We start from the raw sequence: 21774 nt of genomic DNA, 5'->3' as shown, positions 1-21774 counted from the left end.
ACTACATTTATATAGAGTTTTACATAAGAGTTATGAACAAGGCATACAGTTACATCCGCTTCAGTACAAAAGGTCAAATCGAAGGCAGAAGCCTAAAACGTCAATTAGAAAACGCTCAAGAATACGCAAATAGCAACGGATTGGAGCTTCAGAGCTTATCATTTAGAGACCTAGGGGTTAGTGGCTATAAGGGTAAAAACTCCACTGATGGTGAGCTTGGTAAGTTTATAGAAGCTGTTAAAGAAGGTGTCATAGAAGAAGGTAGCTACTTACTCATTGAGAGCTTTGACCGCATGAGTAGACAGCCCGTTGAGACTTCCCTCATGCTCCTGATGAATATCGTAGACCTAGGGATAACAGTCGTTACCCTCATGGATAGACAGGTTTATAAAAAGGGTGAAATGAATATGAACGCCCTAATGCTTTCCTTAGTGTCTATGAGTCGAGCTCATGAGGAGTCTGCCACAAAGAGCAAACGTGTGGGCGATGCATGGCATAAAAAACAAAGCAGAGCTGCTTCAGAGCCCATGGGGTCCCCTCTACCATCATGGTTACACTACAGTGATGATAAAAAAGAGATATTAGTCTCAGAAGTAAAAGCCATTATAGTTAGATACATATTTCTACTTTCTGCTGAGGGCTATGGCAGAGCAGCCATTGTTAGAAGATTAAACAATGAGGGCATCCCCCCTATTAGCTCAAGGGCATCTCAGTGGCATACATCTACTATATCTAAGCTCCTAAACGGCAGAATGGTACTTGGTGAATATCACCCGCACGTCACCAATTCAAAAGGCAAGCGGGAGGCTACAGGCGAGGTTATTAAGGACTATTACCCACAAGTCATAGATGAAGATTTATGGTATAAATCACAAGCAGCCATAAAAAGTAGACGTATTGGTAGTACGGGTTCAATCAAGAAGGGTTTCACTAGGAATATATTCTCAGGTTTTATATTATGCGAATGTGGCTCCTCAATGCAATTCGTTAATAAGGGAAGCTCACCAAAAGGTGGGTATTATCTAGTGTGCAGCCTAGCTAGGTATGGTGGAGGCTGTAAGTATGTGAGTCACCGTTACTACTATACCCAATGGGTTATCCTAATAGCTCTACAAAAGCTGCTAAAAACCTATGCTAAAAAGCCTGAAGACACCTCTAAAACACTGAGTCTTGAAGGTGAGTTGGTCACAATACAAAAGCAAATAGATAAGCTTATTAAAGACATTGATGAGAATGGCTTCAGTACATACATCAGTAAGGCTATCCGTGACAAAGAGAGTCGCATCAACGAGATAAATAGAGAGCTAGCTGACATAAAAGCAGCCAAGGCTGTCAATAATGAGTCTATAGACATTACGGAACTCACAGCGAATATCAATGAGCAATCTGAGCGACTTAAACTCCACCAGCATCTTAAAAGACAACTGAAGTCTATCGTGCTTTACCCTAGTAAGAAGTCTATTGATATCTTAGTGAATGAAGGTGACGATATACATTTAAGCTATAATGAGGATACTGAGGTGTGGGCCTCAGGTGATGGTATAAGCTTTAAAATAAACTCTTAGCTTTACATTTGGTGACTACTGCCAAACAATCAAACAGAATGGGGATTCCTTCCCCCTCGATTTTACTAATCTAAATTATTATTAACGTTCTTATCAGGATTGGAGACTGGAGTTTTAACACCATTGATTTTACGGACATGGTAATTAGCATAGCTGCCAGATTCAATTTTCTTAATAAACTGACTTCTAGTCATGTCTTGGTTAGTGAAGTTATCGTGGAAAGTCGTATTACGACCAGTGGAGCTTTCGCCTGTGGTTGTCACTCTTTTTCTGCCCATATGCCACCTCTGGGTTGTTAGCATTATTGCTCATATATTGTACCAGACAATTAACTGTATGTATAAATAGTACTGTTTTAATATACACGCAATTTTAGCAAGCATTTTTACACAGAGAGGGCTGGAGCTTGTAAAGCTTCTGACTGTTGCGTCGCTCCGTGCTTATTAACAACGCTCAGTTGAAAAGCTGAATACAATGTAATACCTTAATGGTTCATGAAAGAAAAACACATACCTATAAACTGCAAGGAAGCTATATGAAACACCTACATTTACTGAGCAGCATACTGATTTTATCTGGTTGCATGTCAATACCAAATACTGAGTCCATAGCGACAAGTATGTTTAATATACCCTCTTCTGGACATTCAGAGTTTGATGGAACTAAGCATATTCGCATGAGCAACATGGGATGTATCAACATTAGATTTGAGCTTTACCAAGACACGCCCAAAGCAGAGAAAGGTATTGTTCTTTTGAAAGCAGGGACGAATACAATTACAAATATAGGTAATGATTCATCACTACACTTTAGATTAGATGATGGCGTGCATAGCTTCTCAGCCTCAAGCCTTTTAACAGAGCATGAGTCCACACAGTTCAAATATGGAGTCAAAAGTAACTTTTCATATAAAACTTACATTGTCACAGAAGAATTTATAAGGAAAATAGCTAATTCAGATACTTTTATAGCTAAAGTAAATCTTTTAAATAACACCTATATCGAAGGTAAATGCTCTACCTTAACCCTTAAAGAAGCAAGGGAGATGAACCAATACTCAGACATACAGATAACTCAAGAGACTCTCGATATATCTAACAAAATAGTAGCATCAACAGGCTTCCGTAAATTTGTAGAGATGATGGATTCAACCAGCTGGTAAATCAGCCAAACTAAAAATTGCATGAAGTATTTAACAGAAGCATCTAAAGGCTTCACCTATCACCATTATACTGTGGAGTATTATTGTAACTCCATATGCAACACTGAGAGGTAAGCTTTAGCCACTCATTACGAACCACGTCTGCAAGGTATAGTGCATAAAGGGGGGGTGGCAGGGAGGTGCTAGATGGTATCTGCGATTGCGTCGTTCCATGCCTTTAAAAAGAAACGTGTTTTATAAATGTTCATTTTTTCTTTAGCCGCCACCCCCTATTCTCATAATAGATAAGACCGTATGTATCCCGCGTAATCACTCATCAAGGTCTTGAACATTACATTTCCTATTTTTTATCGTATCCATTTAAGTATGCTAAATGAGAACACTATAAAACTGCTTAAAACCGTTCTCATTAGGGTTGATTTTAAATTAACGGCACAGTAATATTTATGGGTCTTAGATTTATAAAGGAACACTTCATAGATGAGTAACCATCAAACTATCGCATATATTCGAGTTTCATCTTCTCAACAGTCCACTGATAGACAGTTAGTTGATGTGGCTTACGATAAGAAGTTCATTGAAAAGGCCTCAGCTAAAAGCACTGAACGCCCACAGCTAAACGCTATGATGAACCATGTTCGTGAAGGTGATGAAGTGGTGGTTCACTCTATGGATAGGCTAGCCCGTAATACCAAAGACTTACTAGAGATTGTTGAAAGCCTGAAAGCTAAAGGAGTCACAATAAGGTTTATAAAAGAAAACTTAACCTTTACCGCTGGTGGTGAAAACTCAATGAACAACCTAATGCTTACAATGCTTGGTGCAGTGGCTCAATTTGAACGTGAACTCATATTAGAGCGTCAACGTGAAGGCATTGAAGCAGCAAAGAAGAAAGGGCTTTATAAAGGTCGTAGCGCTACCATAAACAGAGAAGAAGTCATGAAAGATATAAATAGTGGTCTCTCTGTACGTAAAACATCAGCTAAACATAATATTGCTGTAAGTTCAGTAAGTCGCATAGTGAAAGAATCGAAGCAAGAAAAGTAATATACCTTCCCAAAACACCAGAATCCCCGCACGAGCGACACGGCACTTAGATTCGTTCGCTAATTATATTAGTGCATAAAATATAGAGAGAATTAAGGAGCCCATTCAATGGCAAAACAACGCCCTGTGACCTGTAGAGAGTGCGGTAAGCGTAGAGTAAAAGCATTAACGACTAATCCAATTACAGGCAAGCAGCGTCGCTCTACGATAAGCATATGCCAAGACTGCCATACTAAGACCATTGACTATAAGTTCTTTAGTAGCTCATTTGGTCAATGGTTACGTAGAGCCTTCCAACGTCAGTGTACAAACTCAATACCTGCTGATACCAATGAGCTAAGAGGTCTAATTCACCTGTGGAAGTTCTATCGTAAAGCGTGTGGATTTCAAAGCGATGGTGAAACAGTTACTAAAACTTATGAATACCACTTGTGTCATATAGACCCTCTTAAGGGTGAAGGAAACCTCGTAGGTAAGCTTACGCCCTCTAATCTTATGATTGCACCAGCGTCAATTAATAGAGAACATTCAAACATCCCCTTCCCTTACAACGCTCAACAGTCAGTGCAAAGAGGCGATGAAATAACTGATGACAACTTTAAGCAGATATGTCGAGAAAGGTACAATCTGCCATTACTAGCAGCAGAGTTCTGTTTAATACCTCAGAAAAAAGATAAAGCATTGCCAGTTTTTGAGTCAAAAGGTGTAGATATACCAACTACTTTATCTAAAGAATTAAAACGTCTTGGCTTCCCTGTAGAGCATATTATTGAAGAAAGCTTTTGTGATAAGCACAACACAACGCCTGAGACTCTTGCGATAGACGTTTTCGATACGTTCTTTAAAGTTGGTGGGACCCTTGCTGTAGCTCACTTAAATAAATATAAAGAAACGAGCCCTGAAGGTGAACTATCAAGAACACATATTATGAATATGATTAAATATGACTTCACATTACCTTCAGAGAAAATAAGGTTATCGAGGGAAAAGAAAAAGCAAAGCAACTTATGGGAAGATATTGGCTTTTAAGCCTATCCTATAGTTATCCTATGTAATTCCCTTGAGAGTCTTTATATACAAGGCCTACAGGGGAATTAGCACCATGCAGTAACCTAATGTAGGCCTTATGTTTAATGCGATAAGTTAACTTCATGAGCCCGCATAGTGTGTCATACGTAAGCTCTTTAGGTGAAAACTACTAATAAGAGTAAACGCTATGCTCCTTTCGTTTCATTTGGTTTATCACTCTTTTTTGACCTTCCTCTACTAGAAGGACGCCTATGCTCAAACAAATAAACATACTTTTTATCGTTCTCATAAACCCTCTTAAAATGTACAACACCATGCTCATCAACGTAAAAATAATTCATCCCCTTCATATGATATAACTCCTTATAATTTGTTTATATGAATAGGTATTAGAGTTTTAACCAACAATACCTACACGGAATTATATCATCTGAAAATGCATAATAGGGGCTCGGCCAACTAGATTACAAGTTCCACTTAGCGATATAACTAACTGAAATAACTATAAAAACATATCAACATAAGCGTTAGAGTTACCCTGAAGCTCCTTTATCCTAGCGTTCCTAATGAACTCCCATTCATCAGGAGGATCGCTAAGAGACCACCTAAGGAACATTAAGCGTTCTTCATCAGACAGATTCACACCATGTTTATAACTCATATAAAGCCATATCCTAGCTAAATCACCTCGAATCCGCTCAGAAGGCTCTACGATATCTTTAGTCCACTCAAAATCACATTGACCAAGCTTTCTGGCTTCCCCTTCGATAATCCCATACCTTGAGTCTGACCTTATACGGTTAGTCTGCCCTACAGAGGGAACAAGATTATGCAAATCAAATATAATGGCTTGAGCCTCTTTGGAAGTCCTTTCACACTCGTTACGACTACCATTAACCCAACAATTCATTTGCCTAGCGGGCGTTAAAGAAGCTGGTACAACATGCTCCCAATCTAAGACTGTAATTGCGTTTTTATACTTTGCTTTAGAACCATCATAACCACATGAAGCTGTATTTATGACACCCCCACTATCACCTTTAGGCTCATACGAACAACCACAATACTTTGTAATCGTATATCCAGAATAAACTTCATCCCTTGCGACTTCCTTAGCTCCAGACCAAGACGTAGGAACATACGCGCCATGGGCTAAGCTGGTGGCTAACGTAAAGAATAAAAGACAAAAAGACTTCATTGTTGACCTTTAAGGAGTAAATTAATTATGGGTCCATTAGGACATTTAAATAGTAGGTTATGTCCACCTGCGGCAGCAATTTCTAGTACTCGTTTAGCACCGGGTTGGCCTTTTACATCACTTAAATCGAGTAAAAAGTCTGGCGCTTGGGTACAGTCAGGGTAGGCAATATTTAATGGTAAAGGTTGTTGGTTGAGTAAGTCTCCCCAAACCTCTTGTATAGAGCTTACCGCTTTTCGTTTTACACCGCTGACAAGGCTGGCCAAACTATCGTTTTCAAGAGGAAGAAAGCAACAACGGTTTTGCTCTTTAGCACCGAGCACTGAGGGTAAAATAGCATTCACTGCACGTATTTCACCATTAAGTGCAAGCTCACCATAAAACTCATACTTATGAATATCAGGGCAGACTATTTGCCCCGATGCGACCAAAATGCCTACCGCAATCGCAAGGTCAAACCGCCCGCCGTCTTTTGGTAAATCGGCAGGTGCTAAATTAACGGTGATACGTTGATCGGGAAATCCAAATTGAGAGTTTTCAAGAGCGCTGCGTACTCTATCCTTGGCCTCTTTAACCGATGCTTCGGGTAAGCCGACAATATGAAATGCAGGTAAACCATTCCCTAAATGCACTTCAACCATAACCTCGGGGGCATTAATTCCTACTTGTGCGCGAGAAAATATACGGGCTAACGACATTCCTTATCCTAGTTAACTGCTGTATTAAACCAGTTTAGTCAGGATATTTAAAAACATGTAATATAATCTTCCATTTAATGGCCGAAAAGCGCAGCAATAAGGTCATTAACATACTCAAGATCATCGCCACTTCCACCGTTAAAGATAGGTTTATAGCTAAGGTATACACAATACCACCAGCAATACAGGTAATAGCATAGAGCTCACCTTTGAGCAGCATAGGAATATCGCGGGCAAGCACATCGCGAATCAATCCACCAAAACAGGGGGTGATCACCGCCATAATAATAACCGTCATATCAGGCATACCGGCCAATTGCGCTTTTTGTGCTCCCATTACCGCAAAAAAGGCTAAACCAAATGCATCGGCTGTTTGTAAAACATAATAAGGAATCGATTTTTGTTTATTGATCAGTCGTGTTGTAACAAGCACTGCGGCTAAAATAGCATAGAAGTAGCTTTGATCGTGTAACCAAAACACGGGTTGATCGAGTATCACATCGCGAACAGTACCGCCGCCAATAGCCGTAACGGTTGCAAGCACAACCACACCAAAGCCATCCATTTTCTTTTCATAGGCAACCAAGGTGCCCGATATAGCAAATACCGCTACGCCAATTAAATCAAACCAGTGATAGAGTTCAGTCATAATTTTGATAACAAAAAGTTTTAAAGAGTTTAACGCATAGCATACTAAATATTCAGCAATAACACTTTCAAAAAGTAGAATTAGAAAAGAACAGCAGAAATACGTGTTAAAAATAGCGTGAGGGAATATGAATTTTAGGCATAAAAAAACACGCTTTAGGCATGTCGATTTAATAAAACATGTTATTTCAGTGGTTGCGGGAGCCGGATTTGAACCAACGACCTTTGCTGGCTAATGGAGAGCTGAGTCGACGCGCTTTTAGACGCACTGAATTTCAGACATAAAAAAACACTCTTGTAGAGTGTCGATTTAATAAAACATGTTATTTCAGTGGTTGCGGGAGCCGGATTTGAACCAACGACCTTCGGGTTATGAGCCCGACGAGCTACCAGACTGCTCCATCCCGCGCCTGAAATTGCAGATTTATTTATAGTTGCTTACATTACAACTTGGCTTCCAATCCTCTAAAGGAAATTGGTTGCGGGAGCCGGATTTGAACCGACGACCTTCGGGTTATGAGCCCGACGAGCTACCAGGCTGCTCCATCCCGCGCCTGTATATTTTAAGTCTATCGACTACTTAATTTAATCTCTTAAGTTAGAGTTTACAGTAACCTAAAACCTCTAAAGGAAATTGGTTGCGGGAGCCGGATTTGAACCGACGACCTTCGGGTTATGAGCCCGACGAGCTACCAGGCTGCTCCATCCCGCGCCTGTAATTTCTTTGTAACAGTATCGTGTTATTCACAAGCCTGTTTCGAAGAGAGCGCTATAATATAGGAATAAACCTATAATGCAAGGTTTTACTAATTAAAAACGTTTAAGTGAACAAAAACTCATCAAAAGGCGGTTATTACACTAATCGCTGATGTGGGTTTATCATTTTTTGCCACTCCCAATCGGGATGCCCCATAACAATAAAGTCTGGGTTTTCTGTGCTTTCCCTTTGGTTATAGGTCAGAGGGTTAAACTCAGCATCGGTAATACACCCCCCCGCCTCTTCAACTATTACTTGTGATGCGCCAGTGTCCCATTCACCAGTGGGACCAATTCTTAAAAAGCAGTCAGCTTTACCTTCAGCAACAATACAAGCTTTAAGCGAACATGAGCCTAAAGCCACCGTTGCAAATTGCGCATTTAAATACTGACTCACGGCTTCTATCTTTTGGCGGCGGCTTACAGCCAAAGTTAAACTTTCGGGAGGCGCTACAAATATTTGTTTATCATGCTCGCCTTTACGCTTAAACGCCCCATTATTAGCGGTAGCAAAATAGGTCACGTCTTTTGCTGGCCAATGAATCACTCCCAATACAGGATGATTATTTTCTATCAGCGCAATATTAACGGCAAAGTCGCCGCTTTCTAATATAAATTCACCGGTGCCATCCATCGGATCAAGCAGCCAATAGCGTTGCCAGTGCTGCCTGTCTTCCAATGCTGGGATCGGCGTCTCTTCTGACATAATAGGAATATCGGGAGCTAGCGCTTTTAAGCCAGCAACAAGTACATCGTTTGCGGCTAAATCTGCTTTAGTAACTGGCGTATTGTCTGATTTTTCTTGTTGACCAATATCATCTTTTTTATAAATAGCCATAATTGCATCACCTGCACTTTGGGCAAGTGTTATGCATGGTTCAAGTAATTTATCCATTAGTCGCTCCTGAGGCTAAGTACTTATCTAATAATAGCAGAGCGGCAACACTACGTGCTTCAGTAAAGTCAGGTTGTTCTAATAGCGACTGCCACTGCGCAAGTGGCCATTTAACAAGCACTAATGGCTCTGGCTCATCACCTAATAGGGTTTCAGGGTATAAATCTTTAGCAAAGAGAATATGCATAGTGGCATTGAAATAACTAGGCGCCATAGTGACCGTTTTAAGTGCTTCAAAGTATTCTGCACCAAAGCCAATTTCTTCTTTGAGCTCTCGGTTTGCCGCTTGCTCAGGTGTTTCACCGGGGTCAATTAATCCTTTAGGGAAACCTAACTGATAGTCATTGGTGCCGGCGCAATACTCTCGAACGAGTAGTAGTTCGTTTTCAGCTGTGATGGGTACAATCATAACGGCTCCACGGCCACCGCCGCGAATTCGTTCATACTGACGCTCTTCGTCATTTGAAAATTTTAGTTCTAAAGACTCCACAGTAAATAAGCGACTTTTAGCGACAACATTATTACTGAGAATTTGTGGTGGTGTTGGGTGCTTTTTCTGTGTCATGGGCATCAATTTGCTATCATTGCAGTTATACTAATCATATACCCAAATGAGTATAAGATGCGAGTTTCAGTTTGAATTAAAAGCAATTTAAATGCAGAATTAATCATAAAATATCTTACCCGTAGTTAAGGTTAAATATTTATCTGGCGTTATTGAATTCGCCCTTAATATTTCATCATTGGGTATATGTTTTTATAGTTCAATTAACAGAGCCCATTATATTTCGCTTGCAAGCATTTCATCGCAACGTAGTCATTTAACGCCTCAATTTCCACAAGGATATATCATGCTCAATTGGTCAAAAATCGATACTGTATTACTCGACATGGACGGGACTTTACTTGATTTACATTACGACACTGACTTTTGGCTCAATGTTGTTCCACAACAACATGCTCTGGCTCAAAATATCAGTTTTGAGGAAGCCCGCGCAGATATCTTAAAACGCTATCAGGCTGTGAGTGGCAAAATTCAGTGGTACTGCTCTGACTATTGGGAAGCACAGCTAAACTTACCTATTCTCGAACTAAAGCGCCAGTCTGCTCACTTAATCAAAATTCGTGAAGACGTTCCGCATTTTTTAACGGAACTTCGACGTGCAGGTAAAGAACTCATTTTACTTACCAATGCTCATCCTGAATGCGTCATGCTCAAATTTGAACATACCGCTATTGATAATTATTTAGACGGAGTGGTGTCAACGCATGAATATGGGGTAAGTAAAGAGCAACAAAGTTTGTGGCATAAGGTTCAAGGGGATTTAGGGTTTGATAAACGCCGCACATTATTTGTAGATGACAGCTTACCGGTATTAAATGCCGCTCGAGAATACGGCATTGAGCATTTACTTGCGGTTGCTAACCCGAATAGCCAGCAACCACATAACGATATAACCGATTACTTAAGCGTCACCGATTACCGTAAGCTTATTTAGGGTCTGTTGATCTTTCAAGGTTAAATTTGCAGCAGTCTGTTTGGTATTTAGGCAAGGCAGAGCCTATGTGGTGTGGTTATTCCCCATAAATAGGCGATAACGCAGCATCAATGCCAAACAGGCGCTGCCCGAAGGGTTCTGCCTAGGGGCGATTTACTCTTTGTTGCCTACATGGATGTAGGTAAGGGGCGTGAGCAGGACGCGGAAGCTTTGCTCGGTTTTTACTTAGCCCACTAGGTTACAAACCTCGCGTCGCGATTAAACCGCCCCTAGTTTGAACAAATTGTAATCCGCAAAGGTCAACAGACCCTGGCTTATTCGCCCTGAGGGTAACGCGCTACTAAGCCTTGATATACCTGTTTTGCAAAATCTGCATGCTCAGTATCAAGGCTTTTAACTACTTCAACTAAGTGTTCGTTATCTTCTTTGCCATGCCACACTTTAATGTAGCTACCCTCTTTGTAACCATGATCCTGACGGAAGAAGTTCAGCGTATTTTTACCCACATAGCCACGATATAAATCATCAATATCCATACCGATTTGTGCCATACAACCGGCAAAAGCAGCCGCGTTAAAAGTTTTATTGGCAACCGCACTGGCCGCTAATAATTCAAGCGTTTGTTTAAAATCATCGCCTTGCTGTGGGGCGCTCATTTGAGTTTGTAGCTGCGTAGCGATTTGCTCGTAGCTGGTCTCACCGTCGATACGTAGCGATAAACCAAAATGAAAAATATCAACCAGCTCTAAAATTACTTGTTCAGTATCTGGCGTTTGTTTTTTCCACCATTTCCAACCGTAATGATCCAGCATTTCTGCACATTCAACCCAAATAGCTCTATACCACTCAAAGCCTTGACTAAACCATTGCTCATGTACTTTGGTATTCATGGCATTTTGCATTTCTAGCATAACAACTAGTTTGTTTAAATTCGCAGACATATTGGTTCCACTGTTGGATTTATAATTAGGGTAATAATACAGATAATATAACTTAACGACCAGCCGAAAACTCATGCCATGAGTTGATCAGGTCAACAAAGTCTTCAAAACCACAACCACTGCTTAAATCATTCTCTTCAAGCATGAGTTCATCATCTTGGTAGGCTAATATATCTTCGTTATCTTGATGCAGCGCATGTGCTTCGAATAATGCTTCATCTTTAGAAAGGATCAGATCAATTTCTTGGCCTTTAAGTGTTACCGGCTCAAAGCTTGAACTCACCGAGCTAATAAGTGCCAGCACCATCGCGACTTTGTCTTTGCCTATTTCTTCATTTAACCAACGGCCTATAATCGCGTGCTCGCTGCTAATTTTAATTCTTAACCCACTAATAGGATCGCGAATGAATTGGTATTCCATAACTTTATTCCAGTACTGCTAATACAACAGATTATAACCTAATCAGCTATGAATAATGAAAGCCAGATACAAAAATAGCGCCATAAGGCGCTATTAAAGTATGCTCACTATAGCTAACTATAGCTAACCGCCTGAGCGATAGCGGGCAGCATCAATAATTGCCCATAAATGGAATACGGCTCCAACAATGGCTGGAACAACTAAAAACCATAACGCGTAGCCGCCAAAAACCAAAATGGCAAACACCAGCGCCGCTAAAATACGACCCTGAACCAACTGCCCTAAACCTGGGAAAAAAATATTACATAGAGCGGCGATTACATTTCCGCCAGAACCTTGTTGAGACATACTAACCTCTGTAGTTTAATTAATTTTGTATTTGTACTTATTATTTATACTTACACACTTTATGCCAATTTATTAAGGCTTACAAATCATACAGTTAAATTATTACGAATTTATCAGTTTAGTATTTTTTGCCAAAAATAAGTCAAATTAGCAATTTTAAATAGCTATTTTAGTTACTTGCTCAGTTTATACTGTTAACTATTCAACAACTTAAATACGTATTTTATAAATAGCTGTTTATAAAAACAGTATTTTATTTAGCCTAACAAAAACACCTGTTATACTGCTCTCATTATTGATTAAAAAGGCGTAACGATGGACGTTTCAGAATTACTCGATGGCTTAAATGATAAACAACGCGATGCCGTTGCAGCGCCATTACAAAACATGCTGGTATTAGCAGGAGCAGGTTCAGGTAAAACTCGAGTATTGGTTCATCGTATTGCCTGGTTAATGCAAGTAGAACAAGCCTCTGCCTATAGTATTTTTGCGGTAACCTTTACTAATAAAGCCGCTAAAGAAATGCGCTCACGGGTTGAAGAAACATTAAAAGCACCTGTAGGCGGCATGTGGATTGGTACTTTCCATGGTTTATCGCACCGAATTTTGCGTGCACATCATCGTGAAGCAAACTTACCAGAAGCCTTTCAAATTTTAGACTCTGACGATCAGCTTCGTATGATCAAGCGCTTATTAAAATCGATGAATATTGATGATAAAAAATGGCCGGCAAAGCAGTTTGGTTGGTACATAAGCGCTAAAAAAGATGAAGCTCTGCGCCCTAAAGATATTCAGGCATACGATATTAACGAGCAAATGATGCTGCGTGTTTACGCGGCCTATCAAGAAGCTTGTGATAGAGCGGGCCTAGTTGATTTTGCAGAAATATTACTACGTAGCTATGAGGTTCTTAAAAATAACCCAACCTTGCTGCGTCATTATCAGCAGCGCTTTGCGCACATGCTTGTAGACGAGTTTCAAGATACCAATACTATTCAGTATGCATGGTTAAAATTACTTGCGGGCGATACCAGCAGCATCATGATTGTAGGCGATGATGACCAAAGTATTTATGGTTGGCGCGGCGCAAAAATAGAAAACATTAAACGCTTTTTAACCGATTTCGACGCAGAGACGATTCGCCTTGAGCAAAATTACCGCTCGACTGCCACTATTCTTAAAGCCTCAAACGCGTTAATTCAAAATAACTCCGAGCGAATGGGTAAAAGTTTATGGACCGACGGTAACGACGGTGAACCTATTTCTATTTATGCTGCTTTTAATGAGCTAGATGAAGCGCGCTTTGTGAGTAGCAAATTACGTAGCTGGCTTAATGCGGGTAATGCACTTCAAGATGCGGCTATTTTATATCGTAGTAATGCGCAATCGCGGGTACTTGAAGAAGCAATGCTACAAGAAGGTTTAAAATACCGAATTTATGGCGGTATGCGATTCTTCGAACGGCAAGAAATTAAAGATGCTCTTTCATACTTACGCTTAGTGGGTAACCGCCAAGATGATGCGGCATTTGAGCGAGTTATTAATACGCCCGCCCGCGGCATTGGCGATAAAACATTAAGCCATATACGTGACTGCGCTCGCGCTGAATCTTTGCCGCTTTGGTATGCTGCTAAAGCCATTGTAGAGCAACAGCATTTATCGGGTCGCGCTTCTGGAGCTGTTGCCAAGTTTGTTGAGTTAATTGAACATATTGAAGATAAGATTAGTGACTTAACGCTGCACGAGCAGGCTAAATATGCCATTCAAACCTCAGGGTTAATGGCAATGTATCAGGCTGAAAAAGGTGAAAAAGGCCGTGCTCGGGTTGAAAACTTAGAAGAATTAATTAGCGCCTGCGATCAATATGAACTCCCTGAAGAGGAAGAATTCAGTTCACCACTACAAGGCTTTTTAGCCTACACCTCGCTTGAATCAGGTGAAGGGCAAGCTGATGAACATGAAGATGCGGTACAAATGATGACGCTTCACTCAGCTAAAGGCTTAGAGTTTCCGCTGGTATTTATGGTCGGTGTTGAAGAGGGCATGTTCCCATCACAACAAAGTAATGAAGAAACGGGCCGTTTAGAAGAAGAACGCCGCCTTTGTTATGTAGGTATGACCCGTGCTATGGATAAACTGTATATAAGCCACGCAGAAAGCCGCCGTTTATATGGTCAAGAAAAATACCACAGCCCATCGCGTTTTTTACGTGAAATACCCGAAGACTGCGTAGAAGAAATTCGCATTAAAACCCAGGTTTCTCGCCCGCCAGCAGCTGGTCGCTTTAGTGCATCGGTTAGCCATGCCGCCTTTGAAGAAAGCGGGTTTAATTTAGGTCAACGGGTGCTACATGCAAAATTTGGCATTGGTACGGTGCTTAATTACGAAGGCAGTGGCGCACAATCGCGAGTACAAGTTAACTTTGACGACTTAGGTAGTAAGTGGTTAGTAACAGCTTATGCAAGACTACAAGCCGTTTAACCGCGTTATAGAGCATCTGCAACAGCAGCTAACGAATGCTAAACATCGTCAGTTACTGTTGCTTACAGGCGATAAAAATTGGTGTTATGAGCAATGCACTCAGCTGCTTGCTCAATTACAGCAACCCTCTTTTGTTCTTTCTAAAAACACAAATTTAGTTAATGCACATTGGCCAGAGCATACCCATCAAATTTTAGGGCAAGAGTGCGCCCATGCTGTTTATGATGGCTACAGTGGACTGGTGCCAGATAAACTAGCAGCCTTAGCTGGCGTAGTTCAAGCGGGTGGCTTTTTAATTGTATTACTTCCACCGCTCGAATCACTTGAACATTGGTGCGATCCTGCGCTGCCATTATTTCAATCATTTGGACAAGCGCATCAATACAGCTTTTTTAATCAACGCTTAAAGCACTTACTGAGCAACGCCTCCTTATTACATTTTAATCAACAAGATGGCTGGGTTACTCTTGCCGACATTGATTCATCAGCAGGTACAATAGATTTTACCGAGCAACAACAATGTGTTGAATTAATAAAAAAAACCGCGCACGGACGGGCAAATAGACCATTATTGATTAATGCTGATCGAGGACGGGGAAAATCAGCGGCATTAGGGATTGCCGCAAGCGAGCTCAGCGATAAAAAAATCCTCATCAGCTCTATGCAATTTCGCGCATTGCACAGCAGCTTTAAACATTTAGCAAACGCACTTAATTTGGAGTATCAAGCAGGCAATAAATGCATTGCAAACATGCAATATATTGCACCTGATCAACTACTTAACGAACAGCCTGAGTGTGACTTGCTATTAATTGATGAAGCAGCAGCAATCCCTGTTCCAATGCTCATAAAACTACTCCACCTTTATCCTCGCGTGGTATTTTCAAGCACCATGGTTGGCTATGAAGGCAATGGTCGCGGCTATATTCTAAAGTTTACTCGCTACATTAAAACGCATTTTAAAAATATGCGCAGTATGACTCTTGAGCAGCCTATTCGCTTTGCAAAGCAGGATCCATTAGAGCTGCACATTCGCACGTTATTAGCCTTAGATGCTGAACATCACAGCGTCACCTTACACTCTACCCCTTTGCAATTTAAGCAATTACAGGCACATCAACTTGCTAGTAACGAGTCACTACTTTATCAAGTGATTGGGTTGCTAACGCTGGCACATTATCAAACCAGTGTGAATGATTTACGCCACTTACTAGACGCCACTAAACAACATGTATTTGTTTGCCAACAAGGTGATAATATTCTCGGTGTCTGTTTAATTGCGATTGAAGGTGGGTTTAATGCCGCCATGAGCAATGAAATAGCACAAGGAAAGCGCAGGCCTCAAGGTCACTTAATGGCACAAACGTTAGCACAATTGAGTTTTAATGCTGATGTTTTAAAACAACACTGCGCCCGCGTGGTGCGTATTGCCATTGATCCACAGCATCACAACAAAAAAATAGGCACACAGTTACTTAAATACTGTGAACAGCAATTGCAGAGCGAGTGTCATTGGTTTGGTGCCAGCTTTGGTGGCAATGCGCAATTACTCAGTTTTTGGCAAAGTAATGGCTTTGATTTAGTTAAACTCGGTTTTCAAAAAGATAAGGCAACGGGCGAGCACAGTGCATTAGTTGTTAAAAGCTTAACTAAAAGTGACCAACTAGTAGAGCAATTAGTAGCACAGTTTGAAGCCGATTTCCCTTTGCAACTACTCGATCACTATAGTCAGCTTGATTATCAACTGGTCGCGAAAATTGTCTCTCATTTTAATACTCATACTGGCAGTATCACTGAGCAATTAAGATTAAAGTCTATGTTAACAAGTGACTACCAGCTTTTTAATATAAAACCATTGCTCTGGCGACGTTTTTGGGCATTGCCGTATAGCTTGCCAACCGATGACGATAATTTCCAATATGTTTTTATTAGGCTAGTATTACAAAATTGGACACCGAAAAATATCCAAAGTCAGTTAGGTTTGAATGGCACAAAGTCATTTAATACATTATTTAAAAAGGCTGTAAATAATTGGTATGAGCGCATTTCGCATAATAGCAAACCTTAACATTGTCCTTATAGCATTAGTGCTTGGGCAAACTTTCGCGCATGCCGAGCAAACCAACAACAAAGTAATTAAACTGGGCATGTCTACTGCACTGACTGGCCCTGCTAAAAATATTGGCCAACAGTTACATAAAGGTAGCAGCGTTTATTTTGACAAAGTTAATAACGCTGGCGGCATTAATGGCGCTAAGGTGCTACTTTTAGTTGCTGACGATCACTATGAACCCAAACAAACCGTTAATAATACTCGTGAGTTTATTTACACAAATAAAGTTGATGCCCTGTTTGGTGCCATGGGTACCCCAACCAGCCATGCAATTATACCTTTACTAGAACAATCAAAAATTCCGTTCTTAATGCCTTTTAGCGGGGCGAGCTTTCTACGTGAAAAACCGTCAGTTAAAGCATTTAACTTAAGAGCAAGCTATAACGACGAAGCACAAGAACAAATCAAATACCTCGTTGAAGAGCATAAACATACTAAAATAGGGCTGTTTATACAGGCTGACGAATTTGGCTTATATGTAGAATCAGGACTAAGAGAAGCACTCGCTAAATATAACCTTACACCGGTAATAGTTGCTCGCTACAAACGCAATAGCCAAGATGTGGAGTCAGCACTTAATACCTTAAAATTAAGCGGAGTTACGGCAATCTGTTTAGTCGGCACTTATGAACCACTCTCTGAGTTTATTAATAGCGCCCAAAAGCAAGGGTTTAATCCTGAATATACTAGCGTTTCGTTTGTACCCAGCTTTGACTTATTTGATGAAGTAAACTCACCCTCACATATTATGGTAACGGAGATTGTTCCAAACCCACTAAATTGTAACGATAATTTTTGTACTGAGTTTTTAGCCGATATGCAAGCGAGCAACATTAAAAAACCGAGTCGTCTTCATTTTGAGGGTTATATTAACGCTATGGCATTTAGCAAAGCAGCGAAAAACTGTCAATTCCCCCTTCAGCAATCCTGCCTGATGAATGAGCTTAATTCTTTATTAGTAACCGATACACTTATCCAAAAGTTATTCATAAATACTGAAAACAACAATAAACGTAATGTTTATCGCTCTTATTATGTGAATAAATAAATACCTTGCAAATATTGTTCTATCCTTAGTATACAAACTTAGTATGTGAGGAAGCCATGGACTTAATTAATTTTAAAGTGGGTTATAAAACCATTTCACTTAAGATTCTTGATATCTTATTAACGGAACAATTTCATAATAACCTCACGGTGCTGCCTAACGATAACAAGAGCTTCCTAGGCGTTAAAGATTATATGGGGATCCCAACCCCAGTATTTGACTTAGGAATAATTTTAAATGGCGTGTCTACAGAGCACAGTAACCGAGATGCGTTAAAGCAACTTAAATCTTGGCAAAAACAACTCAATACGTGGTTTAATCAATTAGAACAAGCGTTACTAAGTTCGCAAAATTCGTTAAATACGAGTCAATGTGAGCTTGCTGACTTTGAACAATTTTATATGGAATTTAAAACCGATAACGACGAATTAAAAAGTACGATGTCACGCTTTAATGAGCCGTTTAAATCACTTTTACAAAAAGTAGAAGACACTATTAAAGTACATAAACAAAAAAATAGTAAACAAGTCCTCATACAGCTTGAAATTGTAAAGCGCCATGAGCTGATCCAATTAGAGCGCTTATTTGAATCAGCCAAAGAGCAAATAACCTTAGACTATAAACCGATTATTGTTTTTACAACAAAAGATGGAATGACCCCGCATGTTGGCTTATTAGTTGATAAAGTAGAAGATAATATTGAATATAGACAAGAAGATATAAAACCTCTCGATAAGTTGACTGAAATAGGCTTTGATATTGATCCACAAACAAGAAATATGATGCATGGATTAATTAAGCTAGCCGATAAACACAGCGTACTTATTGATCCAAGCGCTATATTTAAACCCAAAGAACTTCAAGCTTCTAACAACACACAAGAGCAAGAAACCGAAGCCTATGGACTGTTCTAAGCTAATTATTTGTTATATAAACAACACTTAATAACAAAAGTTCGGTTAGTAGGCTTTAGGCGCTTATTCTTTTACTTTTACCTTTCAGCTGCATTTTCACTTTTCTGCAGACGTAAAAAAGCCCGACTATTGCTAGTCGGGCTTTCTTTAATTTGGAGCCTGGTGATGTCGTAGTGCCCACAGCGCTAGAGAGCCACATAGCAAATGGGATAATATTATTGTGTCGGGGCGACCTTGTGCAGGGCTTGCCTTCGCGCTGTTTTGTTTGATGTATAGGAATACGAATGCCGTGGAGTACAGGATGTGCAAGAGCGGCCACTACTGAGTTCGGTGCGAGGTCTTGGCTTTGAGTCTTTATACTTTCCTGCAGACAACAAAAAACCCGTTACATCGCTGTAACGGGTTTCTCTTGTTTGGAGCCTGGTAATGTCCTACTTTCACATAGCAAATGCTACACTATCATCGGCGCTGTTTCGTTTCACTGCTGAGTTCGGCATGGGGTCAGGTGGGTCCAAAACGCTATTGTCACCAAGCAAATTTGGTGTAAGTTCGATTTAATCGACCTTACTAAAATTTGGAATTTCTGATAATAAAGTCTTCAAGTATCTACTTTAGTTATATTAACTTCTTCGCTTGTTTCACTATCACATAAAACGCGTTTGGCGTTGTATGGTTAAGCCTCACGGGTAATTAGTACAAGTTAGCTTAATGGCTCACACCACTTCCACATCTTGCCTATCAACGTTGTAGTCTTCAACGGCCCTTCAGAGACTTTAAAAGTCTAGTGAGAACTCATCTCGAGGCCTGCTTCGCGCTTAGATGCTTTCAGCGCTTATCAGTTCCGAACGTAGCTACCGGGCAATGCCATTGGCATGACAACCCGAACACCAGCGGTTCGTTCACTCCGGTCCTCTCGTACTAGGAGCAACCCCTCTCAATTCTCAAACGCCCACGGCAGATAGGGACCGAACTGTCTCACGACGTTCTAAACCCAGCTCGCGTACCACTTTAAATGGCGAACAGCCATACCCTTGGGACCGACTTCAGCCCCAGGATGTGATGAGCCGACATCGAGGTGCCAAACACCGCCGTCGATATGAACTCTTGGGCGGTATCAGCCTGTTATCCCCGGAGTACCTTTTATCCGTTGAGCGATGGCCCTTCCATTCAGAACCACCGGATCACTATGACCTACTTTCGTACCTGCTCGACGTGTCTGTCTCGCAGTTAAGCTGGCTTCTACCATTACACTAACCGTACGATGTCCGACCGTACTTAGCCAACCTTCGTGCTCCTCCGTTACTCTTTGGGAGGAGACCGCCCCAGTCAAACTACCCACCAGGCACTGTCCGTAACCCCGATTCAGGGGCCAACGTTAGAACATCAAAACTACAAGGGTGGTATTTCAAGGACGACTCCACAAAAACTAGCGTCTCTGCTTCTAAGTCTCCCACCTATCCTACACATGTAGGTTCAATGTTCAGTGCCAAGCTGTAGTAAAGGTTCACGGGGTCTTTCCGTCTAGCCGCGGGTACACAGCATCTTCACTGCGATTTCAATTTCACTGAGTCTCGGGTGGAGACAGCGTGGCCATGGTTACACCATTCGTGCAGGTCGGAACTTACCCGACAAGGAATTTCGCTACCTTAGGACCGTTATAGTTACGGCCGCCGTTTACCGGGGCTTCGATCAAGAGCTTCTCCGAAGATAACCCCATCAATTAACCTTCCGGCACCGGGCAGGTGTCACACCGTATACGTCATCTTGCGATTTTGCACAGTGCTGTGTTTTTAATAAACAGTCCCAGCCACCTGGTCACTGCGGCTCCAATCAGCTTAAAGAGCAAGTCTCATCACCAATCGGAGCGTACCTTCTCCCGAAGTTACGGTACGATTTTGCCTAGTTCCTTCACCCGAGTTCTCTCAAGCGCCTTAGTATTCTCTACCTGACCACCTGTGTCGGTTTGGGGTACGATTCGGTATAATCTGAAGCTTAGAGGCTTTTCCTGGAAGTATGGCATCAGCAACTTCATCACCTTGGTGACTCGTCTCGTGTCTCAGCCTAACAGTAACCCGGATTTACCTAAGTCACTAGCCTACACACTTTCACATGGACTACCATCGCCATGCTTGCTTAGCCTGCTCCGTCCCCCCATCGCAATTATACCAAGTACGGAAATATTAATCCGTTTCCCATCGACTACGCCTTTCGGCCTCGCCTTAGGGGTCGACTTACCCTACCCTGATTAACATGGGATAGGAACCCTTGGTCTTCCGGCGTGCGGGTTTTTCACCCGCATTATCGTTACTCATGTCAGCATTCGCACTTCTGATACGTCCAGCATACCTCCCGGTACACCTTCAACCGCTTACAGAACGCTCCCCTACCACTCAAAATAAATTTTGAATCCGCAGCTTCGGTGCATAGTTTAGCCCCGTTACATCTTCCGCGCAGACCGACTCGACCAGTGAGCTATTACGCTTTCTTTAAAGGATGGCTGCTTCTAAGCCAACCTCCTGGCTGTCTGGGCCTTTCCACATCGTTTCCCACTTAACTATGACTTTGGGACCTTAGCTGGCGGTCTGGGTTGTTTCCCTCTTCACGACGGACGTTAGCACCCGCCGTGTGTCTCCCGGATATTACTTTACGGTATTCGGAGTTTGCAAAGGGTTGGTAAGTCGGGATGACCCCTAGCCTTAACAGTGCTCTACCCCCGTAAGTATTCGTCCGAGGCTCTACCTAAATAGATTTCGGGGAGAACCAGCTATCTCCCGGTTTGATTAGCCTTTCACTCCTAACCACAGGTCATCCCCTAACTTTTCAACGTTAGTGGGTTCGGTCCTCCAGTTGATGTTACTCAACCTTCAACCTGCCCATGGCTAGATCACCGGGTTTCGGGTCTATACCTTGCAACTATTCGCCCAGTTAAGACTCGGTTTCCCTACGGCTACCCTAATCGGTTAACCTCGCTACAAAATATAAGTCGCTGACCCATTATACAAAAGGTACGC

Annotated in this window: 16 protein-coding genes, 3 tRNA genes, 2 rRNA genes and 1 pseudogene (1 of these 22 running past the window's edge); 9 read left to right on the top strand and 13 right to left on the bottom strand. The window is 41.4% G+C overall.

The features are described 5' to 3' along the window. Positions 1-32: 32 nt before the first annotated feature. The 4 genes from KK487_RS00730 to KK487_RS00715 all read left to right on the top strand — a co-directional run bounded on the left by KK487_RS00730 (position 33) and on the right by KK487_RS00715 (position 4803). The gene (locus tag KK487_RS00730; protein ID WP_215521884.1) at positions 33-1565 is read left to right on the top strand and encodes a recombinase family protein; all 1533 of its coding nucleotides are present in this window, start codon (positions 33-35) and stop codon (positions 1563-1565) included. A gap of 535 nt (positions 1566-2100) precedes the next feature. Further along, the gene (locus KK487_RS00725; protein ID WP_215521883.1) at positions 2101-2727 is read left to right on the top strand and encodes a hypothetical protein; all 627 of its coding nucleotides are present in this window, start codon (positions 2101-2103) and stop codon (positions 2725-2727) included. A 480-nt stretch (positions 2728-3207) separates the two neighbouring features. Beyond that, the gene (locus KK487_RS00720) at positions 3208-3774 is read left to right on the top strand and encodes a recombinase family protein (protein ID WP_197181573.1); all 567 of its coding nucleotides are present in this window, start codon (positions 3208-3210) and stop codon (positions 3772-3774) included. Between the two features lie 108 nt (positions 3775-3882). Next, on the top strand, positions 3883-4803 hold the full coding sequence (locus KK487_RS00715) for a hypothetical protein (protein WP_215521882.1): 921 nt from the start codon (positions 3883-3885) through the stop codon (positions 4801-4803). 502 nt (positions 4804-5305) lie between these two features. On the opposite strand, the gene KK487_RS00710 is transcribed toward KK487_RS00715, so the two are convergent. From KK487_RS00710 to nudE, 8 genes and pseudogenes are all read right to left on the bottom strand, one after another. After that, positions 5306-6001, bottom strand: a complete 696-nt coding sequence (locus KK487_RS00710) for an endonuclease (protein ID WP_215521881.1) — start codon at positions 5999-6001, stop codon at positions 5306-5308. Positions 6002-6033: 32 nt separating this feature from the next. Continuing rightward, positions 6034-6699: pseudogene (locus tag KK487_RS00705) on the bottom strand (magnesium chelatase domain-containing protein); the annotation flags it as partial. 34 nt (positions 6700-6733) lie between these two features. Then, positions 6734-7348, bottom strand: coding sequence for a trimeric intracellular cation channel family protein (locus tag KK487_RS00700; protein WP_024601286.1), 615 nt, complete (start codon positions 7346-7348; stop codon positions 6734-6736). A gap of 331 nt (positions 7349-7679) precedes the next feature. Beyond that, a tRNA-Met gene (locus KK487_RS00695) sits at positions 7680-7756 on the bottom strand. 67 nt (positions 7757-7823) lie between these two features. After that, a tRNA-Met gene (locus KK487_RS00690) sits at positions 7824-7900 on the bottom strand. Between the two features lie 82 nt (positions 7901-7982). Beyond that, positions 7983-8059 (bottom strand) — tRNA-Met (locus tag KK487_RS00685). Between the two features lie 141 nt (positions 8060-8200). Then, on the bottom strand, positions 8201-8998 hold the full coding sequence (gene cysQ / locus KK487_RS00680) for a 3'(2'),5'-bisphosphate nucleotidase CysQ (protein WP_013463760.1): 798 nt from the start codon (positions 8996-8998) through the stop codon (positions 8201-8203). Then, on the bottom strand, positions 8991-9563 hold the full coding sequence (gene nudE, locus KK487_RS00675; protein ID WP_024601288.1) for an ADP compounds hydrolase NudE: 573 nt from the start codon (positions 9561-9563) through the stop codon (positions 8991-8993). Before nudE ends, cysQ begins: the two co-directional genes overlap by 8 nt. A gap of 286 nt (positions 9564-9849) precedes the next feature. Here nudE and yrfG point away from each other — a divergent pair, with 286 nt between their 5' ends. After that, positions 9850-10497, top strand: coding sequence for a GMP/IMP nucleotidase (gene yrfG / locus KK487_RS00670; RefSeq protein WP_036955619.1), 648 nt, complete (start codon positions 9850-9852; stop codon positions 10495-10497). A gap of 314 nt (positions 10498-10811) precedes the next feature. Here yrfG and KK487_RS00665 read toward each other — a convergent pair whose 3' ends face one another. From KK487_RS00665 to KK487_RS00655, 3 genes are all read right to left on the bottom strand, one after another. Continuing rightward, positions 10812-11438, bottom strand: a complete 627-nt coding sequence (locus tag KK487_RS00665) for a dUTP diphosphatase (protein ID WP_013463757.1) — start codon at positions 11436-11438, stop codon at positions 10812-10814. 52 nt (positions 11439-11490) lie between these two features. After that, the gene (locus tag KK487_RS00660; RefSeq protein ID WP_033102747.1) at positions 11491-11859 is read right to left on the bottom strand and encodes a YacL family protein; all 369 of its coding nucleotides are present in this window, start codon (positions 11857-11859) and stop codon (positions 11491-11493) included. Positions 11860-11982: 123 nt separating this feature from the next. Then, positions 11983-12207 carry a hypothetical protein gene (locus KK487_RS00655; protein WP_036955616.1) on the bottom strand — a complete coding sequence of 75 codons (225 nt, stop codon included), beginning with the start codon at positions 12205-12207 and terminating at the stop codon, positions 11983-11985. Positions 12208-12522: 315 nt separating this feature from the next. On the opposite strand from KK487_RS00655, the gene uvrD reads away from it, so the two are divergent. Genes uvrD through KK487_RS00635 form a run of 4 tightly spaced genes read left to right on the top strand, consistent with a single transcriptional unit; the run spans position 12523 to position 18763 of the window. Then, complete coding sequence (gene uvrD, locus KK487_RS00650; protein ID WP_008108265.1) at positions 12523-14688, top strand: DNA helicase II; 2166 nt, start codon at positions 12523-12525, stop codon at positions 14686-14688. Next, complete coding sequence (locus KK487_RS00645; RefSeq protein WP_036955614.1) at positions 14666-16756, top strand: GNAT family N-acetyltransferase; 2091 nt, start codon at positions 14666-14668, stop codon at positions 16754-16756. Before uvrD ends, KK487_RS00645 begins: the two co-directional genes overlap by 23 nt. Next, a complete protein-coding gene (locus KK487_RS00640) occupies positions 16725-17849 on the top strand; it encodes an ABC transporter substrate-binding protein (protein ID WP_016899588.1) in 1125 nt (374 codons plus the stop codon). Before KK487_RS00645 ends, KK487_RS00640 begins: the two co-directional genes overlap by 32 nt. A gap of 56 nt (positions 17850-17905) precedes the next feature. Beyond that, positions 17906-18763: a chemotaxis protein gene (locus KK487_RS00635; RefSeq protein ID WP_033102752.1), complete on the top strand. Its 858-nt coding sequence runs from the start codon at positions 17906-17908 to the stop codon at positions 18761-18763. A gap of 418 nt (positions 18764-19181) precedes the next feature. Here KK487_RS00635 and rrf read toward each other — a convergent pair. After that, positions 19182-19296: ribosomal RNA gene (gene rrf, locus KK487_RS00630) — 5S ribosomal RNA — on the bottom strand. A gap of 136 nt (positions 19297-19432) precedes the next feature. After that, a 23S ribosomal RNA gene (locus KK487_RS00625) occupies positions 19433-21774 on the bottom strand (it continues 544 nt past the right edge of the window).

It is taken from the genome of Pseudoalteromonas sp. SiA1 (genome assembly GCF_018732205.1).
GTDB lineage: Bacteria > Pseudomonadota > Gammaproteobacteria > Enterobacterales > Alteromonadaceae > Pseudoalteromonas > Pseudoalteromonas tetraodonis.
The sequence above is the reverse complement of the archived record's forward strand: the minus strand, read 5'-3'. Positions and strand labels throughout refer to the sequence as shown.